The following is a 17,258-nucleotide window of genomic DNA, read 5'->3' as shown; positions in this document are numbered from 1 at the left end:
AACGAAAACCGTTTGCTTGCGAGGCAGCGAGCTCGTTCGAGGCAAGGCGAACGGATCACATGCCGCTTTGGCCGTCCGAGCCGATATAGGCGATGCGGAGCATGTTGGTGGCGCCCGGCGTTCCGAGCGGCACGCCGGCCGAGATGATGATGCGGTCTCCCGGCTTGCCGAAACCCTCTCCGGCCACGATGCGGCAGGCCCGGTTGACCATATCGTCGAGATCGGTCGCGTCATGCGTGACGACGCAGTGCAGGCCCCAGACGATCGCCAGCCGGCGCGCCGTCTTGATGATCGGCGAAAGTGCCAGAACCGGCACCTGCGGGCGCTCGCGCGAAGCGCGCAGGCCTGTGGTGCCCGACGAGGTGTAACAGACGATCGCGGAAAGCTTCAGCGTCTCGGCAATCTGACGGGCGGCGAGCGAAATCGCATCGGCACCGGTCGCTTCCGGCTGGGCGCGCTGGGCATAGATGATGCCCGGATAATGCGGTTCGCGCTCGATGGCGCTGGCGATCGACGCCATTGTCGCAACGGCTTCGACCGGATAGTCGCCGGAGGCGGATTCAGCCGAAAGCATGACGGCATCGGCGCCCTCGAAAACGGCAGTCGCGACGTCCGACACTTCGGCGCGTGTCGGCACGGGCGCGGAGATCATCGATTCCAGCATCTGGGTTGCGACGACGACCGGCTTGCCGGAGCGGCGGCAGGCGCGGATCAGCTGCTTTTGGATGCCTGGAACGGATTCGAGCGGCATCTCGACGCCGAGATCGCCACGGGCGACCATCAAGGCATCCGAGAGTTCGATGATTTCTTCGATGCGCTCGATTGCCTGGGGCTTCTCGATCTTCGACATCAGGCCGACCCGGCCCCTGGCGATCTTGCGGACCTCTGCGAGATCTTCCGGGCGCTGGACGAAAGAGAGCGCGACCCAGTCGACGTCATCGGTGGCCAGAATGGCATTAAGATCGGTACGGTCCTTGTCCGTCAGAACGCCGACGCCGAGCAGTGTGTCGGGAAGGCTGATCCCCTTGCGATCCGATATCTTCGTGCCGGATATGACCGTCGTAACGATGCTATTGCCGTCGCACTTTTCGGCGCGCAACGCGAGCTTGCCATCATCGATCAGCAGACGGTGGCCGGGCTTGACGGCTTCGAGAATTTCCGGATGCGGCAGGAAAACACGGCTTGCATCGCCGGGTGCTTCATTGTTGTCGAGCGTAAAGGTCTGGCCCGGCTTCAGTTCGACCTTGGTTTCCGCAAACTTGCCGACACGAAGCTTCGGCCCCTGCAAGTCGGCAAGGATGCCGATCGGACGTCCGGAGCGGGCTTCGACGGCGCGAATACGCTCGATCAGAGTGCGCATCAGCTCATGGCTTGCATGGCTCATGTTGATACGGAAAACGTCGGCACCGGCCTGGTGCAGCTTTTCGATCATCGCTTCTTCGCTCGAGGCGGGGCCGAGCGTCGCGAGGATTTTCACTTTGCGATTACGCTTCATCAATTCGGGCTTTCTTGCGTGCCGGGAGTGTCGGAAAGTTGGACCATCCAGCTGCCCTGGCGGCCCGTGTCATATTCCTTGAATCCCATCCTCTGATAACCGCGGGCATAGCAGTCCTGCACGCCCGTGATCTTGAACTCGTTTTCTGCTACGCACATCTGGATGTCACCCGTCCAGCGCCCTCCCCGGGCGGCATCCTCTGCGTAGAGGTAGTAGTATCGCGACTGCAATTCTCCTTCGATCAGCGTCGCGCAGGTCGTTGCCGGGACCTGCCACCACCCTTCAGTAATCCACCCGTCCTTGGCACGGTATCCGATTGCCACACCGACAAGGTTCTGCGTGCCGTTGCAGACACGAAAATCGGCCCGGGCAACATCGGCAGCGAAAAACGGTGAGAGGGCAGCGAATGCAAAAAAGGCGAAACGGGCAATCCCGGACCGGGTGAGGAAACTTGGTGCGGCTTGCATCAACACGGCTTCCGAATGGCTCCCACGGTTATTCGTTGTCCGTGCCTTCTTGCGCCGCCATCAAACGAATGTCAACGCGATGCTAATCGATTATATTCCTTTCGTAACCTGCTCGTGATCAACGACTTGCCGCAGCCTGGCGCGCATTGCGCTTGAACCTGCAGCATGCGCATGCGATCAGTGACGGCGAGTGCCAAATGACGATCGGCAATTTTTCTGATGAATCCCTTCCAATCCTTCGAAATTCTACCTGGAAATCATGACAGCGGCATGGTGATTCTGGCCGACCACGCGATGAACCGCCTGCCTGAGCGCTACGGCAGGCTGGGGCTTCCCGAATCCGCGTTTTCCCGCCATATCGCCTATGACATAGGGATCGAGGGCCTGGTGCGGGAGCTTTCCGCAAGGCTGGGGGTTCCAGCCGTTCTCGGCGGATTTTCGCGGCTTCTAATCGATCCCAACCGCGGCGAGGACGACCCGACGCTGATCATGAAGATCTCCGACGGCGCGATCATTCCCGGCAATCATCCGATCACCGACCAGGAGTGGAACTACCGCATCGAGACGTTCCACCGGCCCTATCACAAGGCCGTCTGCGAGACGACCGACAAGGTCGCCAACGCGACCGGCAAGGCGCCGCTCGTGCTTTCGCTTCATTCCTATACGCCTGCCTGGAAGAGCGTTCCGCGGCCATGGCATGCCGCCGTCCTTTGGGACAGCGACCACCGCGCCATCGTTCCGCTGCTTGACATGCTGAGCAGCGATCCCGATCTGATCATCGGCGACAACGAACCGTATGACGGCGCCCTCAAAGGCGATACGATGTACCGGCACTGCATGGTCACCGGCATACCGCATGCGCTGCTCGAGATCCGTCAGGACCTGATTGGCAACGAGGCCGGCATTTGTGAATGGGCCGGACGCCTGGCTCCGATCTTCGCGGCCATGAATGCCGATCCGGCGCTGCACGAATACAATGTCCATGTGTCGCGCACCGGCCCTTATGAATGAAGGAGAGCGAGATGACCGCACTCAGCAAGAAACAGCAAACCGAATTCGAAGCTGCCGCCTTCCGCCGCCTTGTCGCTCATTTGCGCGAACGGACCGACGTTCAGAATATCGATCTGATGAATCTCGCGGGCTTTTGCCGCAACTGCCTGTCGAACTGGTATCGCCAAGCCGCCGAGGAGGGGGGCGTGCTGCTGTCGAAGGACGAATCGCGCGAGATCGTCTACGGCATGCCCTACGAAGACTGGAAAGACCTGCACCAGAACGAGGCCTCAAACGCACAAAAAACTGCATTTGAACTGAACAAGCCTCACAAATAGGTTCACGACGCCCGATTGGACTTGACCGCGGCGCAGCTTCGCGGCAGTCACTCCCCACCGAATTCAAGACGAGAAAATCAGGAGAACACGATGTCCGATGCTCATGGCGTCGCCCGCGACCAGCTTCGCGCTTTTATCGAGCGCATTGAACGGCTGGAAGAAGAAAAGAAGACAATTGCCGACGATATCAAGGACGTCTACGGCGAGGCAAAGGGCATGGGTTTCGACACCAAGATCCTGAAGAAGGTGGTCGCCCTTCGCAAGAAGGACGAGCAAGAGCGCATGGAAGAGGAGGCCATCCTCGATACCTATCTGCACGCGCTCGGCATGATCGAGGCTCCGCCGGAAGGCTGAGATTTTACTTGGCTGTTTTTTCCAAGGCCGCCGGAATCATTCCGGCGGCTTTTTGAATGCCATGGATCCGACCGTTTCAACCAGGACGCACTTGAATTCTGAACGGGCTGATCCTTCGGCCCATCAGTCTCCCGCCTCCCGTGCGGGAGGATGTCCCCAGCGCAAAAAAGACCGCCGGATTTCTTCGGCGGCCCGATCGTTCATTTCGGTTGATCGTTCAGTTCGTATTGAACTTGCGCACTTCCATGAAGTTCACCGCCGAGCCGCTGAAGCGGGCAGGATCGATGGAAGCGGTCTTGACGTTGAAGCCTTCGGCGTAGACGGCGGTCGGCTGGGCGCGAAGCGTCTGGCTGACGAAACGGGGGGCCTTGACCGGCTTCGTGATCATTTCCATGCGGGAATTTGTCAGCGCCCACTGCGAAATTATCTTCTGGGTCAGCTTCGGCTCGGTACGGACGGTCGCGCGGCTTTCCTCGGCAGCAGCAGCAGCCTCCTTCGTCGGGCGCCCGCCCTTGGTCGCAGCGCCACTGGAACCTTCGGAAATCTGCTGTAGGTCGAAGGCGTCGCCGAAGCTTGCGGATTTGACAGGAGCGAGTGCGGCAAGTTGCACCGGTGCCTTGTTCTCAGCCCGATTGGCCACGGGCATTGCTGCGCTGATGGCCTGCTCGACGGTGGCCGGTGCAAGGGCAGCCACCTGCCGGTCGACGGCATTGTTCTGATCAAGCGCCTGAGCGAGTGCCGGAGAAAGCCGATCCGCTTCGGCTTCGTCCGCATCCGCTTCCGGATCGGCTGCTGCCGCCGCAAGCAGATTTTCGGCGACCGCGGGACGTTCGGCCGGGGTTGGAACCATGGGGTCGTTCGACGCCAATTCCGCATCACCCGGGGCGTTGCGCGGGCCAAGCAGCGAAGGAACCGGAACGTGATAGGTGCTGAGATCGGCGAACTGCTGCGGCTGGCCCTGCTCTTCGGTGGCAGCGGCAAGTGCCTGCTGTGCAGCATTGCCGGAATTCGGCGAAACGAGCGCATTTGCAACTTCGCCGCCGGCAAGCTGACCGGCAAAGGCTGGACGAACCTGCGGCACCGGTGCATTGACCGCGGCAACCTCAGTTGGCTGCGGCTCGGCCGCGGCAGCAGGCGCTTCGGCCTTGGGCGGCGTTGCCCTTGCAACGGCGACCGGAGCGGTATCCTCCACGCTATCCTCTTCGTCGTCGGCGCCGCCGCCAAACAGCGCAGCGAACAAGGTCTTCGGCTTTCTCGTCTCGGCATCACCGCCGCTCGCCATGACAAGCTGATTGGTGCTTACCCGGCGCTTATACTCGGCCATCGCCTGCTGGTAGCCCGGCAGGGGCTTGCCGTCAGACGGGATATGAATGGTATTGCCGTTCGGGAAAAGCTGCGCCAGCTCCTGGCGGCTCATGCGCGGCCAGGCGCGAACGCCCCCGACATCCATGTGCACGAAGGGAGAACCGGACTTCGGATAGAAGCCAACGCCGCCAACCTGCATTTTCATGCCGATCGCACGCAGCTTTGCAAGCTTCACATCCGGAATGAAGAAGTCCATCGCCTTGCCGAGCATATGCTGGCTCTTTTCGGCAACGCCGGAATTGCGCGAACGGGACTTGAGCATTGAATTGGTGGCGGGCGAACGGAAGCCGCAGACCACGTTGATATAGTCCCTGGAACCGCTCTGGCGGTAGACTTCCCAGATCAGGTCGAAAAGATGGGGGTCCATCTTCGTCGGCTGGTTCTTGCGCCAGTCGCGAAGGAATCGGTTCAGCTGCCCAAGACCCTTCGGATCGAACCTGCCATTGCGTTTGTAGGTGATGACGGCCTTTTCGCCGGTATGGATGAAATAGAGTTTCAGACTGCGCGTCTCGCCGGCTGCCTCGGATGGCGTTCCAACGAATACTGGTGAGGAAACCGCCAGTGCGAGAAGGACAGCCACGGCCGTCCTGACCGCCTTTCCGCCAATGTCGGCGCACACCGTACGCCAGCTCAAGCGCGAAGGCTTGGAGTTCTCATTCAGATCCGGCAAACTCAATCCCCGTCAGACTGCCCAGGTCCCCGAACTGTCCCAATGACTGTCAATTGCGGTGACACGATGGCAAAAATGCCACACACGATCAACCTTTTCTTTACATAGTCAACGATCGACTAACAAGTGGTTTATAACGGGTAACAAAACATGCTTGCGGGAATGTTAACGGATCGCTGCTTATGCTGCGTCTTTCTGTGGATTGTCGGGGTCGATGCCGTAATCCTTGAGCTTTCTGTAAAGCGTTGAACGTCCGATGCCGAGTTTTCTGGCCACTTGACTCATCTGGCCGCGATAGAATTTAAGCGCGAACCGAATCAATTCCTCCTCGACGTCGGCAAGTTTGCGCACCTCGCCGGCCGGATTGACGCTTGCGATCGCATTCTCCGGCATTTCGTCGTGGTGCCCGCGCGACACGCTCGCAGAAACCTGCGGAGCGTGAAAATCCGCAAACTCCACCTCGTGCTCGCGATATGTATTGTCGGCAACCAGCGCCAGATGATCGACCACGTCATATTGCGGCAGCTGGGCAGCGATCTGCGGAAAATCTGATTCGCCGAGCTCCTGGCCCTCGGCCAGCACGACGGCGCGGAAGATCGCGTTCTCGAGCTGGCGGATGTTGCCCGGCCAGTCATAGGCCGTCAACAATGCCAACGCACCCGCGCTGACCGTCATGCGATGGCCATTTTTCTGTTCTGACGAGAAGCGGTCGGTAAAGACGCGCACCAGATGCGGAATGTCTTCCTTGCGCTTGCGCAGCGCCGGAATGGTGATCGGAAAGACATTGAGGCGATAATAGAGGTCCTCGCGGAAGTGGCCGTTCTTGACCTCTTCGATCAGGTCCTTGTTCGTGGCGGAAATGAGCCGGACATTGACCTTGTGGGCCGTCCGTGCGCCAACGGTCTCGACTTCACCCTGCTGCACGGCTCGCAGCAGCTTGACCTGCACGTCGAGCGGCAGATCGCCGATTTCGTCGAGGAAGATCGTGCCGCCGTCAGCCTCCATGAACTTGCCCGTGTGGCGCTCGGTTGCACCGGTAAAGGCGCCCTTTTCATGGCCGAAAAGGATGCTCTCGACGAGGTTGTGCGGAATGGCGCCGCAGTTGACGGTGACGAAAGGCTTACCCGAGCGGTCGCCGCCGGACTGGATGGCACGTGCAACCAGCTCCTTGCCGACGCCGGACTCGCCTTCGAGCACGACCGGAATGTTGGATTGGGCCGCACGCTGCGCCAGATCGATGACGCGGATCATCGCCGGGCTTGCCGAAACGATGTCGTCGAAACCGACCAGGCCCGAGCGCGACCGGCGGCCCGAGCGGGCCCGCACTTCGCGCTGGTCCAGCTTCATTGCGTTGGCGATCGAGGTTGCGATGCGCTCCGGTGAAACCGGCTTGACCACGAAATCGAAGGCTCCGGCACGCATGGCCTGCACCACGGTTTCGATGCCGCCCTGTCCGGTCTGCACGATCACCGGGATCTGCGTGCCGAGTTCATGGAGCGCTTCAAGGAATTCGAGGCCGGTCATTTCCGGCATCATCAGGTCGAGAAGGATGACGTTGAAGAGACCACTGTCGCGCTTCACCATCTCCAGGCCGATGCGGCCGTTCTCGGCCTGATGGACGACATGTCCGTGACGCTCGATTGCGTTCTTCAGCAGGCGGCGTTGTACCGGGTCGTCCTCGACCACGAGAATCTGCCCTGCACCCTTGAGCTCACTATAACCAGTCATTGTCGCCTCACTTCATGCGAAACCTGCGGGCACTCTGGCAGAAAGGCTTGAACATCCAGTTTTGAGAAATAATTGCATTTTAACGATTGTGGCGACACCGAATCCGTATCGATGCGGGGCCCCCAGCATCCCGAAAGCACCTTGATACGAGGGCTTCCGGCGCTTATGCAGTCAGACCTGTTCGAAACGAGGAAGAGGAACCTAGCCATGAATTTCGTGCTTTCCGGCGCCGGCCTTAATTTTTCGGCAACAGTTGCCTTTGCCGCGGCTGATCCGGCGCTCGGCGACCTTCCGGTCTGGAAGCTGCAGGATCTCTATCCTTCCGCCACCTCGACTGCCTTCACCAGCGACATGGAAAAGGCAGGCCGAAACGCGACCGCCTTCGAGCAGAAATGGAAAGGCAAGCTTGCCGATGCAGCGGCCCAGAAAGGCGCAGGAGGCATCGGCGAGGCACTGAAGGAATACGAGGCGCTGGACGATCTCATCGGCCGTCTCGGCTCTTTTGCTGGCCTCACCTATTTCTCCGATACGACCAATCCGGTGAACGGCAAGCTCTACGGCGACGTCCAGGCGAAGATCACCGAATTTTCGGGCCACCTTCTCTTTTTCGCGCTGGAGCTGAACCGCATCGACGACGCTGTGATGGACGCATGCATGGCCAACGACCCTGGGGCCGACCACTACCGCCCCTGGCTGATCGACCTTCGCAAGGACAAGCCCTACCAGCTGGAAGACAAGCTGGAACAGCTCTTTCTCGAAAAGTCGATGACGAGTGCGGCTGCGTTCAACCGCCTCTTCGACGAGACCATGGCCGAGCTGCGCTACGATATCGACGGCGAGAAAGTGCCGCTCGAAGTCGCGCTCAATCTGCTGCAGGACAAGGATCCCGAAGCGCGCCGCAAGGCGGCAATGGCGCTTGCTGAAACCTTCAAGGCGAATATCCGCACATTCACGTTGATCACCAATACGCTCGCCAAGGACAAGGATATTTCCGACCGCTGGCGCGGCTTCGAGGATATCGCCGACAGCCGTCACCTGGCAAACCGCGTCGAGCGCGACGTGGTCGATGCGCTGGCAGCTGCCGTCAAGCAGGCCTATCCGCGTCTTTCGCACCGCTATTACAAGATGAAGGCCAAGTGGCTCGGAATGGATCAGATGAATTTCTGGGACCGAAACGCGCCCTTGCCGGAAACGTCCAATGCAGTGATCTCCTGGGACGAAGCGAAGGACACCGTTTTGTCGGCCTACGGCAACTTCGCGCCGGAAATGGCGGCCATTGCCAAGCGCTTCTTCGACGAACAGTGGATCGATGCTCCCGTGCGTGCGGGCAAGGCGCCCGGCGCCTTTTCCCATCCCACGGTTCCCTCAGTGCATCCCTATGTGCTGGTCAACTACATGGGCAAGCCGCGGGATGTGATGACGCTTGCCCATGAACTCGGCCACGGCGTTCACCAGGTGCTGGCCGGTGCACAGGGGGCGCTGATGTGCCAGACCCCGCTGACGCTTGCCGAAACCGCATCCGTCTTCGGCGAAATGCTGACCTTTCGCGCGTTGCTTGACAAGACGACGGACAAGCGCGAGCGCAAGGCGATGCTCGCCCAAAAGGTCGAGGACATGATCAACACGGTCGTGCGCCAGATCGCCTTTTACGAATTCGAACGCGAGCTTCACACGGCCCGCAAGGCAGGCGAACTGACTTCAGAAGACATCGGCGAACTCTGGCTTTCGGTTCAGTCGGAAAGCCTCGGTCCAGCGATCAGGATCTCCGAGGGATACGAGACCTACTGGGCCTATATCCCGCACTTCATCCACTCGCCTTTCTATGTCTACGCCTATGCCTTCGGGGACTGCCTGGTGAACTCGCTCTACGCCGTCTACCAGAAAGCCGACAAGGGCTTTAAGGACAAGTATTTCGAGCTTCTGAAGGCCGGTGGGACCAAGCATCATTCTGAACTCCTCAAGCCTTTCGGCCTCGACGCCACCGATCCGTCGTTCTGGAGCAGGGGACTGTCGATGATTGAGGGGCTGATCGATGAACTGGAAGCACTTGACAAGGCCTGAGAGACAACGACGGGTCAGAGGCCAAGCGGGAGCCTGACCTGCAGCTTCGGCTGTCGCTGCAGGTCGCAAGCTTCATTGTGCAACGCTACGAGGAACGATGAAGGCAACCCGTTCTTGCTCACTCCTGTGCTTGTCACGGCAATCCAGTGCGCCCAGGTCCTTGGGCGCGGGAGACCCTTTGCAACGAAAAGAGTCCTCCGCAGCGACCATTTCCAGCAGAGGGAAGCGCGGATGACGATTTCTCCGCCTTGCATCCTCTTCCGCGACGACACGACCGGCGAAGTCATGCTCTTTGCCGATCCCGTCGAGACCATCATCGCCCGCACGCGCGGCGAATTCTTCGCCGGACTCGCGCGGATGGAGACGGCCAAGACGGAAGGAAAGTGGCTGGCTGGATACCTATCTTACGAAGCGGGCTGTCTCTTCGAGGAAAAGCTCGCGGGCTTCGTGGAAGAGAACCGGCAGACGCCGTTGCTCTGCTTCGGTATCTTCGACGCCCCGCAAAAGGACGGTCATCCGCTCGCGCAGCCGAAACAACGTCTCGACAACGAGGAATTTTTGACGGCACCCAAGGCCGCTTGGGCATATCCCGTATACAGAGAGCGCTTCGACCGATTGCATCGGCATCTGCGCCTTGGCAATTGCTACCAAGCAAACCTTACCATGCCCATCGAAGCACGTTGGAATGGAGATCCGCGCGCGGCCTTCTGGTCGTTGATCGAACGTCAGCCGGTAAAGTACGGCGCCTTCGTCGATCTCGGCGGCCCCGTCATCCTGTCGCGCTCTCCCGAACTCTTCTTCCGGACGGACGAGGAAGGATGGATCGAGACGCATCCGATGAAAGGCACGGCCAAGCGTGGCGCCGATGCGGCCGAAGATGCCGCCATCGTCGCGGCCATGCGTCGCGATACAAAGACGCAAGCCGAAAACCGGATGATCGTCGACCTGCTTCGCAATGACATCTCGCGCATCTCGGAGGTCGGTACGCTCGATGTACCGAAGCTCTTCGACATCGAGACCTACCCCACACTGCACCAAATGGTAAGTCATGTGCAGGCGAGACTTCTTCCCGACATTTCGATCCGCGATATCTTCGCCGCCCTCTTCCCCTGCGGCTCGATCACCGGCGCGCCGAAGCTCAGCGCCATGCAAATCCTGCACGAACTCGAAGACACGCCGCGCGACGCCTATTGCGGCGCGATCGGCATGGTCTCTCCGGCAGGCGCCATGCGCTTTTCGGTTGCGATCCGCACGATCAGCCTCTTTGAGGACGGCCGGGCAATCTTCAATGTCGGTGGTGGCATCGTCTTCGATTCCACCGCGGAAGCCGAATACGAAGAATGCCTGCTCAAGGCGCGTTTTGCGATCGGCGACCAGGAAATCGCGCGATGAGCGACTTCTCGCTGATAGAGACATTGCGGTGGGAACCGCAGACCGGATTCATTCGGCTGCGGCTGCATCTTGCCCGACTGACGCGCTCGGCCCGGCGCATCGGCTTTGGGGAGCCGCGACATGCGCTCGACGAGCTCGATTGGTCCGTACGAGGCGCGACGGGCGCTCTGCGCGTCCGGCTGACCTTCGATGCTCAGGGCCGAATAGAAGTCACCACCGCGCCCTTCGCACCGCTTGCGCCCGGCACGGTGTGGAACATCCGCATCGCTTCGACCCGCCTCGACAGCGCCGACAAGCTGCTGCGGATCAAGACCACCCGCCGCACGCTCTACGAGGCCGCCCGTGCCGAATACACGCCGCAGCAGGCCGACGAAGTACTGATGCTGAACGAACGCGGCGAGGTCTGCGAAGGCACGATCACGTCCGTCTTCCTCGGCGATGGTTCCGGCATCCTCCGCACCCCGCCGATCTCCTGCGGCCTGCTCGCCGGCGTGCTGCGCACCGAGTTGATCTGTGATCGCAAAGCCCGCGTCGGTCGCATCCGGCTGGACGATTTGAACAGCGGCCAGATCTATGTCGGAAATTCGCTCCGCGGCCTCGTCCCTGCACGGCTTGTTATCTGAGACCGCAGAAATCTTGAAGTTCCGTTTGAATATTCGACAGTTTCGCAACGATAGGCCGGAAGGATCTTGCCATGTTCATGCTCTCGCTCACCTATGTGAAACCGAACGAAGAGGCCGATAAGCACATGGAGGCGCATATGGCCTGGGTCAGGCAGGGCTATGCCAAAGGCTGGTTCCTTGCCTCCGGCCGCAAGGTTCCCCGCACCGGCGGTCTCATCCTGGCCATCGGCAATCGTGCCGAGATCGAGGCCTATGTCGCCGCCGATCCGTTCGTGTTTGAAGGCGTTGCAGAATACGAGATCACAGAAGTCGCAGTGACGACGGTGGCCGCGGGACTCGATATCTTGAAGACCTGAACCACCGACAATGGGGTTGCCGCTGCAAAGGGCCGGGCCCACTGCAGAGCTTGGGCATGTTCGCTCGCCTGATAAATCCGTTTCCGGCCCAAACGCTCTTTATTGTGACGCCGATTTATGGTTAGAGCCGGTCACCTCGCATTTCCTTGCGCCATTTCACAAGAATTCCTGAAGGTTCATCGCCTTCCTCGCCTTCCATAGGAGAAAAGAATGACGGAACAGACCCACCCGGTATATGCCGAAATTACCGGTCCGATCGTGATGATCGGCTTTGGCTCCATCGGCCGCGGCACGCTGCCGCTGATCGAGCGCCACTTCAAATTCGACAAGAGCCGGATGGTTGTCATCGACCCGCGCGACGAGCCGGCCGACATGGAAATCCTGAAGAAGTACGGTGTCCTCCACATCAAGGAATACGTGACGAAGGACAATTACAAGGATCTCCTGAAGCCGCTTTTGACCAAAGGCGGCGGTCAGGGCTTCTGCGTCAATCTCTCGGTCGATACCGGCTCGCTCGACATCATGAAGCTCTGCCGCAAGCTCGACGTACTTTATATCGACACCGTCGTGGAGCCTTGGCTCGGCTTCTATTTCGACAAGAACATGAAGAACGCCGACCGCACCAACTATGCGCTGCGCGAAACTGTACGCAAGGAAAAGGCGAAGAACCCTGGCGGCGCAACGGCCGTATCCACCTGTGGCGCCAACCCCGGCATGGTCTCCTGGTTCGTCAAGCAAGCGCTCGTCAACCTCGCCAACGAGATCGGCGTGAAGTTCGACGAGCCGGATCAGCACGACCGCGAAGGCTGGGCAAAGCTGATGAAGAAGGTCGGCGTCAAGGGCATCCATATTGCCGAACGCGACACGCAGCGCACCAAGCATCCAAAGCCGCTCAACGTCTTCTGGAACACCTGGTCGGTCGAAGGCTTCATCTCCGAAGGCATGCAGCCCGCCGAGCTCGGCTGGGGCACCCATGAAAACTGGATGCCGAAGAACGCCAAGAAGCAGAAGAAGGGCTGCAAGGCGGCGATCTATCTGGAGCAGCCGGGTGCCAATACCCGCGTCCGCACCTGGTGCCCGACGCCTGGTCCGCAATACGGTTTCCTCGTCACTCACAACGAGTCGATATCGATCGCCGATTATTTCACGGTCCGCGACAAGGATGACGAAGTCACCTTCCGCCCGACCTGCCACTATGCCTACCATCCGGCCAACGATGCGATCCTTTCGCTGCATGAGATGTTCGGCAACGGCGGCACGCCGCAGCCGGTCCACCACGTTCTCGACGAAGACGAGCTGGAGGACGGCATCGACGAGCTCGGTGTGCTCCTCTACGGCCACGAGAAGAACGCCTACTGGTTCGGCTCGCGCCTGTCGCTCGAAGAAACCCGCCGCATCGCGCCCTACCAGAATGCGACCGGCCTGCAGGTGACCTCTGCCGTTCTCGCAGGCATGGTCTGGGCTCTCGAACATCCAAGGGCCGGCATCGTCGAAGCCGACGAGATCGACTACAAGCGCTGCCTCGAAGTGCAGCTGCCTTATCTCGGTCCGGTTGAGGGTCACTACACCGACTGGACGCCGCTCGATGGTCGCCCGGGCCTCTTCCCGGAAGACATCGACACCAAGGATCCCTGGCAGTTCAAGAACATCCTGGTTCGTTCTTGACCGGACATTCACTCCGCATCGATGCCCGCCGAAAGGCGGGCATTTTTGTAACGCCTGCCGCGTAATTTCGCTTCATCGTTGCAGGAGGCTTGCCATGGCGGCGGGCTCGCGCCATGTTTTTCGAGACTTTCGCGGTAAAAGCCGCTCCGAATCGCCGGGAGAACCATATGATGTTCAGAAACATTCTCGTGCTTGCGGCTGCAGCAGCAGCGCTTGCCGCCTGCGTCTCAGACCGCCCCATGCCGGTAGCGACACGCGCTGCGCCGACCGGCGTCGAGGGATCCTGGGCCGATCCGAACGGCATCATTTCCACCTTCCAGGCAGGCACCTTTACGACCCGCACGACAGACAGCAACCAGCTGCTTGCGTCCGGTACCTATATCAACACGTCGCCGTCGCTGGTCGAAATCAGCATGACCTCGCTGGTTCGCAAGACGCAGTCGAAGGTCAATTGCGCGCTCGTCAGCCAAAGTCAATTGAACTGCACCTCGGATGCGGGTTCGCAATTCACATTGACGCGGCGCATGTAATTGCCCGCCCAGCTTTCGATGAAGAGGCTCTCCTTTGCGGGAGCTTTTTTCGTTTTGCCTCTTGGAAAGCACCCCGGGAACAACAGCTTTTTTGCACTTGCGGTCGGTCATCGTTGATGAAAACATCCGCCCGCCGGGTAGCCGCCAAACGATTAAGGGAAGGACGAAGTCAGGGGTATGGGACTTCGCCAAATTAGGAGAACAGTATGACCAAGTCATTTAGCTTCGGTCTGTTGACCGCATCGATGCTGGCGCTCAGCGCTGGCGCAGCCTTCGCGGACTACCAGCTCAATATTCTTCATATCAATGATTTCCATTCACGCATCGAATCGATCAACAAGTTCGATTCCACCTGCTCGGCGGAGGACGAAGGCAAGAACGCATGCTTCGGCGGCGCCGCTCGCTTGAAGAGCGCGATCGACCAGCGCCGTCAGGCGTTGTCCGGGCAGAACGTCCTGCTTTTGAACGCCGGCGACAACTTTCAGGGTTCGCTCTTCTACACGACCTACAAGGGCACCGTGGAAGCCGAGATGCTGAACGCCATGAAGTTCGATGTCATGACCGTCGGCAATCATGAATTTGACGACAGCGAGGACGGCCTCGCCGCCTTCCTCGACAAGGTTCAGTTCCCGGTTATTTCCGCAAACGTCCTTGCCGCCGACGGCTCCAAGCTCGGCGATCGCATCAAGCCTTCGCTGGTGCTCGATGTCGGGGGGCAGAAGATCGGCATCGTCGGCGCCGTGGCCAATGATACCGAAGAGCTTTCCTCTCCCGGCCCCAAGGTGATGATTGCCGAGGACGTCCAGACGATTGGCGCCGCCGTCCAGGAATTGAAGGGCCAGGGCATCAACAAGATCATCGCTCTCACCCATGTCGGCTATCCGCGCGATCTTGCAGCCATCGCCAAGATTCCCGATGTCGATGTCGTCGTCGGCGGCCACTCGCACAGCCTGCTTTCGAACACCGATCCGAAGGCGGAAGGCCCATACCCGACGATGGTGGACAATCCGGGCGGCTACAAGGTGCCCGTCGTGCAGGCGGCCTCCTACAGCAAGTATCTCGGTGATCTCGTCGTCGATTTCGACGACAGCGGCGTCGTCAAGAGCGCCAAGGGCGATCCGATCCTGATCGACTCCTCCTTCACGCCCGACCCGGCCCTTGTTGCCCGTATCCAGGAACTGGCCAAACCGATCGAAGAACTCCGCAAGAAGGTGATCGGCTCGTCCGAAGGCCCGATCGAGGGCGACCGCACCGTTTGCCGCGTCAAGGAGTGCTCGATGGGCAACCTCGTTGCCGATGCCATGCTCGACCGCACGAAGAACCAGGGCATACAGATCGCCATCCAGAACGGCGGCGGTCTTCGCGCCTCGATCGACGGCGGCGATATCACCCAGGGCGAAGTCATCACCGTGCTGCCGTTCCAGAACACGGTGGCCACCTTCCAGCTGACGGGCGCAGACATCGTCGCGGCGCTGGAGAACGGCGTCAGCCAGATCGACGAGGGCGCCGGCCGCTTCCCGCAGGTCGCCGGCCTGAAGTACAGCTTCGACAAGTCGAAGCCGCCGGGCAGCCGCGTCAGTGGCGTTGAGGTCAAGGAGAACGACAAATTCGCACCGATCGATCCGGCCAGGACTTACGGCGTCGTCACCAACAATTTCATGCGCGCCGGCGGGGATGGCTATTCGATCTTCGAGACAGCCGGCAAGAATGCCTATGACTTCGGTCCGGATCTGGCCGACGTGACGGTCGAGTATCTGGCAGCCCACAACCCTTACAAGCCCTACACCGACGGCCGCATAGCGCAAGTTGCCCCGACCGGGACCCCTGCACCTGCCGCGCCGGCTGCTCCATCCGCTCAAGCCCCAGCCGCAACGGCCCCCGCTGCCAGCGCACCGGCTGCGGCGACGCCGGCAAGCCATGTCATCGCCGCAGGTGATACGCTTTGGGATCTTGCCAAGCAGTTTTACGGCGATGGCGAGCTGTGGAAACGAATCTCCGAGGCCAACGGCAATCCCGATCCGCGTCGCCTGATGGTCGGCAAGGAGCTGCAGGTTCCCGCAAAGTAAGGCGATTGCCTGGTTGTTGAGGACCGGTCCGGGCTTTCCCGGGCCGGTTTTTCCACTTATAGGGTAAGCCACCGAGCCGGCTGCCCAGGAGCGGGAAGATCGATCAAACATTGGGGCCAAGATGACGATTGCACCTTCATATCTCCCGGCGGAGCATCCTCCGGTCAAATTCGGCAAGGTCGGGGTCCTTCTCGTCAATCTCGGCACGCCCGAGGGCACCGATTACGCGTCGGTGCGGCGTTATCTGCGCGAATTCCTGACCGACAGGCGCGTCATCGAATGGTCGCCGTTGAAATGGTATCCGGTCCTCTTCGGAATCGTCCTGAACACCCGCCCGCAGAAGGTCGGCAAGGCCTACGAGACGATCTGGAACAAGGATGAGAACGAGAGCTATCTGCGCACCTACACCCGCAACCAGTCCGATCTCCTGGCGGCGCGCCTGAAGGACCTGCCGAATGTAAAGATAGACTGGGCCATGCGTTATGGCACGCCCTCGATCGCTTCGCGCATCAGCGCACTGAAAGAGGAAGGCTGCGACCGCATCGTTCTTTTCCCGCTCTATCCGCAATATGCGGCGGCGACGACCGCCACAGTCAACGACAAGGCATTCCAGCATCTATTGAAGATGCGCTGGCAGCCGGCATTGCGCACGGTGCCGGAATATCACGACGACGACACCTATATCGAAGCGCTCGCCAATTCGGTGACAAGGCATCTTGCGGGGCTCGACTGGGAACCGCAGGTGATCCTCGCCTCGTTTCACGGCATCCCGCTCTCCTATTCCGAGCAGGGCGATCCTTACTACTTCCAGTGCCAGAAGACAGGGCACTTGCTTCGCGAAAGGCTTGGCCTTGCGAAGCAACAGTTCATGGTCACCTTCCAGTCCCGCTTCGGGCCGGAAGAATGGCTGCAGCCCTATACCGACAAGACCGTCGAGACGCTGGCCAAGGACGGCGTCAGACGCATTGCCGTTCTCAATCCCGGTTTCGTCTCCGACTGCCTGGAAACGCTGGAAGAGATTGCCGAGCAGGCGGCCCATTCCTTCCATGAAAACGGAGGCGAGAAATTTGCTCATATTCCGTGCCTGAACGACAGCGAGGACGGGATGCGCGTGCTGGAAAAGGTCGTGCGTCGCGAACTGATGGGTTGGGCCTGAGA

The 17,258-nt window shown here is 60.2% G+C and carries 14 protein-coding genes and 2 pseudogenes; 11 read left to right on the top strand and 5 right to left on the bottom strand.

The genetic code is table 11. The annotated features are described in order from the left end of the window. Positions 1-55: 55 nt before the first annotated feature. Together pyk and EV130_RS22755 are read right to left on the bottom strand one after the other, a co-directional pair. Positions 56-1,495, bottom strand: coding sequence for a pyruvate kinase (gene pyk / locus EV130_RS22760; RefSeq protein ID WP_132552447.1), 1,440 nt, complete (start codon positions 1,493-1,495; stop codon positions 56-58). After that, positions 1,495-1,962 carry a DUF1036 domain-containing protein gene (locus EV130_RS22755; RefSeq protein ID WP_074062437.1) on the bottom strand — a complete coding sequence of 156 codons (468 nt, stop codon included), beginning with the start codon at positions 1,960-1,962 and terminating at the stop codon, positions 1,495-1,497. Before EV130_RS22755 ends, pyk begins: the two co-directional genes overlap by 1 nt. A gap of 219 nt (positions 1,963-2,181) precedes the next feature. On the opposite strand from EV130_RS22755, the gene EV130_RS22750 reads away from it, so the two are divergent. From EV130_RS22750 to EV130_RS22740, 3 genes are all read left to right on the top strand, one after another. Then, positions 2,182-2,973 (top strand): N-formylglutamate amidohydrolase, encoded by a 792-nt coding sequence (locus EV130_RS22750; RefSeq protein ID WP_132661508.1) that lies wholly within the window; start codon positions 2,182-2,184, stop codon positions 2,971-2,973. 11 nt (positions 2,974-2,984) lie between these two features. Further along, the gene (locus EV130_RS22745; protein ID WP_132552449.1) at positions 2,985-3,290 is read left to right on the top strand and encodes a DUF1244 domain-containing protein; all 306 of its coding nucleotides are present in this window, start codon (positions 2,985-2,987) and stop codon (positions 3,288-3,290) included. Between the two features lie 90 nt (positions 3,291-3,380). After that, positions 3,381-3,644 carry a DUF2312 domain-containing protein gene (locus EV130_RS22740; protein ID WP_008533181.1) on the top strand — a complete coding sequence of 88 codons (264 nt, stop codon included), beginning with the start codon at positions 3,381-3,383 and terminating at the stop codon, positions 3,642-3,644. A gap of 217 nt (positions 3,645-3,861) precedes the next feature. Here the strand turns inward: EV130_RS22740 and EV130_RS22735 are convergent, their stop codons facing one another. From EV130_RS22735 to EV130_RS22730, 3 genes and pseudogenes are all read right to left on the bottom strand, one after another. Beyond that, entirely contained in the window at positions 3,862-5,679 is a 1,818-nt protein-coding gene (locus EV130_RS22735; RefSeq protein WP_132661506.1) for a peptidoglycan L,D-endopeptidase MepK, read from the bottom strand. Between the two features lie 180 nt (positions 5,680-5,859). Beyond that, positions 5,860-6,075 (bottom strand): annotated as a pseudogene (locus EV130_RS34260) (helix-turn-helix domain-containing protein); the annotation flags it as partial. A gap of 74 nt (positions 6,076-6,149) precedes the next feature. Further along, positions 6,150-7,407: pseudogene (locus EV130_RS22730) on the bottom strand (sigma-54-dependent transcriptional regulator); the annotation flags it as partial. Between the two features lie 207 nt (positions 7,408-7,614). Here EV130_RS22730 and EV130_RS22725 point away from each other — a divergent pair. From EV130_RS22725 to hemH, 8 genes are all read left to right on the top strand, one after another. Then, complete coding sequence (locus EV130_RS22725) at positions 7,615-9,468, top strand: M3 family oligoendopeptidase (protein WP_132661503.1); 1,854 nt, start codon at positions 7,615-7,617, stop codon at positions 9,466-9,468. A 231-nt stretch (positions 9,469-9,699) separates the two neighbouring features. After that, on the top strand, positions 9,700-10,860 hold the full coding sequence (locus tag EV130_RS22720) for an aminodeoxychorismate synthase component I (protein WP_132661500.1): 1,161 nt from the start codon (positions 9,700-9,702) through the stop codon (positions 10,858-10,860). After that, complete coding sequence (locus EV130_RS22715) at positions 10,857-11,483, top strand: aminotransferase class IV family protein (RefSeq protein WP_132552454.1); 627 nt, start codon at positions 10,857-10,859, stop codon at positions 11,481-11,483. The genes EV130_RS22720 and EV130_RS22715 overlap by 4 nt, the downstream gene beginning before the upstream one ends. Positions 11,484-11,554: 71 nt before the next feature. After that, the gene (locus tag EV130_RS22710) at positions 11,555-11,839 is read left to right on the top strand and encodes a YciI family protein (RefSeq protein WP_132552455.1); all 285 of its coding nucleotides are present in this window, start codon (positions 11,555-11,557) and stop codon (positions 11,837-11,839) included. Between the two features lie 210 nt (positions 11,840-12,049). After that, positions 12,050-13,504, top strand: a complete 1,455-nt coding sequence (locus EV130_RS22705; RefSeq protein WP_074062445.1) for a homospermidine synthase — start codon at positions 12,050-12,052, stop codon at positions 13,502-13,504. Positions 13,505-13,671: 167 nt separating this feature from the next. Then, positions 13,672-14,034 carry an outer membrane lipoprotein Omp10 gene (gene omp10, locus EV130_RS22700; protein WP_074062446.1) on the top strand — a complete coding sequence of 121 codons (363 nt, stop codon included), beginning with the start codon at positions 13,672-13,674 and terminating at the stop codon, positions 14,032-14,034. Between the two features lie 206 nt (positions 14,035-14,240). Further along, on the top strand, positions 14,241-16,100 hold the full coding sequence (locus EV130_RS22695; protein WP_074062447.1) for a 5'-nucleotidase C-terminal domain-containing protein: 1,860 nt from the start codon (positions 14,241-14,243) through the stop codon (positions 16,098-16,100). Between the two features lie 121 nt (positions 16,101-16,221). Beyond that, entirely contained in the window at positions 16,222-17,256 is a 1,035-nt protein-coding gene (gene hemH, locus EV130_RS22690; protein WP_132661497.1) for a ferrochelatase, read from the top strand. The last annotated feature ends 2 nt before the right edge of the window (positions 17,257-17,258 follow it).

The sequence above is a fragment of the Rhizobium azibense genome (genome assembly GCF_004342325.1).
Classification (GTDB): domain Bacteria; phylum Pseudomonadota; class Alphaproteobacteria; order Rhizobiales; family Rhizobiaceae; genus Rhizobium; species Rhizobium etli_B.
Note: the sequence above shows the minus strand (reverse complement) of the source record. Positions and strands in the feature narration are given on the sequence as shown.

Excerpts from the sequence above, each read along its gene's own strand:
- pyk (WP_132552447.1), bottom strand. The coding sequence starts at position 1,495 with ATGAAGCGTAATCGCAAAGTGAAAATCCTCGCGACGCTCGGCCCCGCC.
- EV130_RS22755 (WP_074062437.1), bottom strand. The coding sequence starts at position 1,962 with ATGCAAGCCGCACCAAGTTTCCTCACCCGGTCCGGGATTGCCCGTTTC.
- EV130_RS22750 (WP_132661508.1), top strand. The coding sequence starts at position 2,182 with ATGAATCCCTTCCAATCCTTCGAAATTCTACCTGGAAATCATGACAGC.
- EV130_RS22745 (WP_132552449.1), top strand. The coding sequence starts at position 2,985 with ATGACCGCACTCAGCAAGAAACAGCAAACCGAATTCGAAGCTGCCGCC.
- EV130_RS22740 (WP_008533181.1), top strand. The coding sequence starts at position 3,381 with ATGTCCGATGCTCATGGCGTCGCCCGCGACCAGCTTCGCGCTTTTATC.
- EV130_RS22725 (WP_132661503.1), top strand. The coding sequence starts at position 7,615 with ATGAATTTCGTGCTTTCCGGCGCCGGCCTTAATTTTTCGGCAACAGTT.
- EV130_RS22720 (WP_132661500.1), top strand. The coding sequence starts at position 9,700 with ATGACGATTTCTCCGCCTTGCATCCTCTTCCGCGACGACACGACCGGC.
- EV130_RS22715 (WP_132552454.1), top strand. The coding sequence starts at position 10,857 with ATGAGCGACTTCTCGCTGATAGAGACATTGCGGTGGGAACCGCAGACC.
- EV130_RS22710 (WP_132552455.1), top strand. The coding sequence starts at position 11,555 with ATGTTCATGCTCTCGCTCACCTATGTGAAACCGAACGAAGAGGCCGAT.
- EV130_RS22705 (WP_074062445.1), top strand. The coding sequence starts at position 12,050 with ATGACGGAACAGACCCACCCGGTATATGCCGAAATTACCGGTCCGATC.
- omp10 (WP_074062446.1), top strand. The coding sequence starts at position 13,672 with ATGATGTTCAGAAACATTCTCGTGCTTGCGGCTGCAGCAGCAGCGCTT.
- EV130_RS22695 (WP_074062447.1), top strand. The coding sequence starts at position 14,241 with ATGACCAAGTCATTTAGCTTCGGTCTGTTGACCGCATCGATGCTGGCG.
- hemH (WP_132661497.1), top strand. The coding sequence starts at position 16,222 with ATGACGATTGCACCTTCATATCTCCCGGCGGAGCATCCTCCGGTCAAA.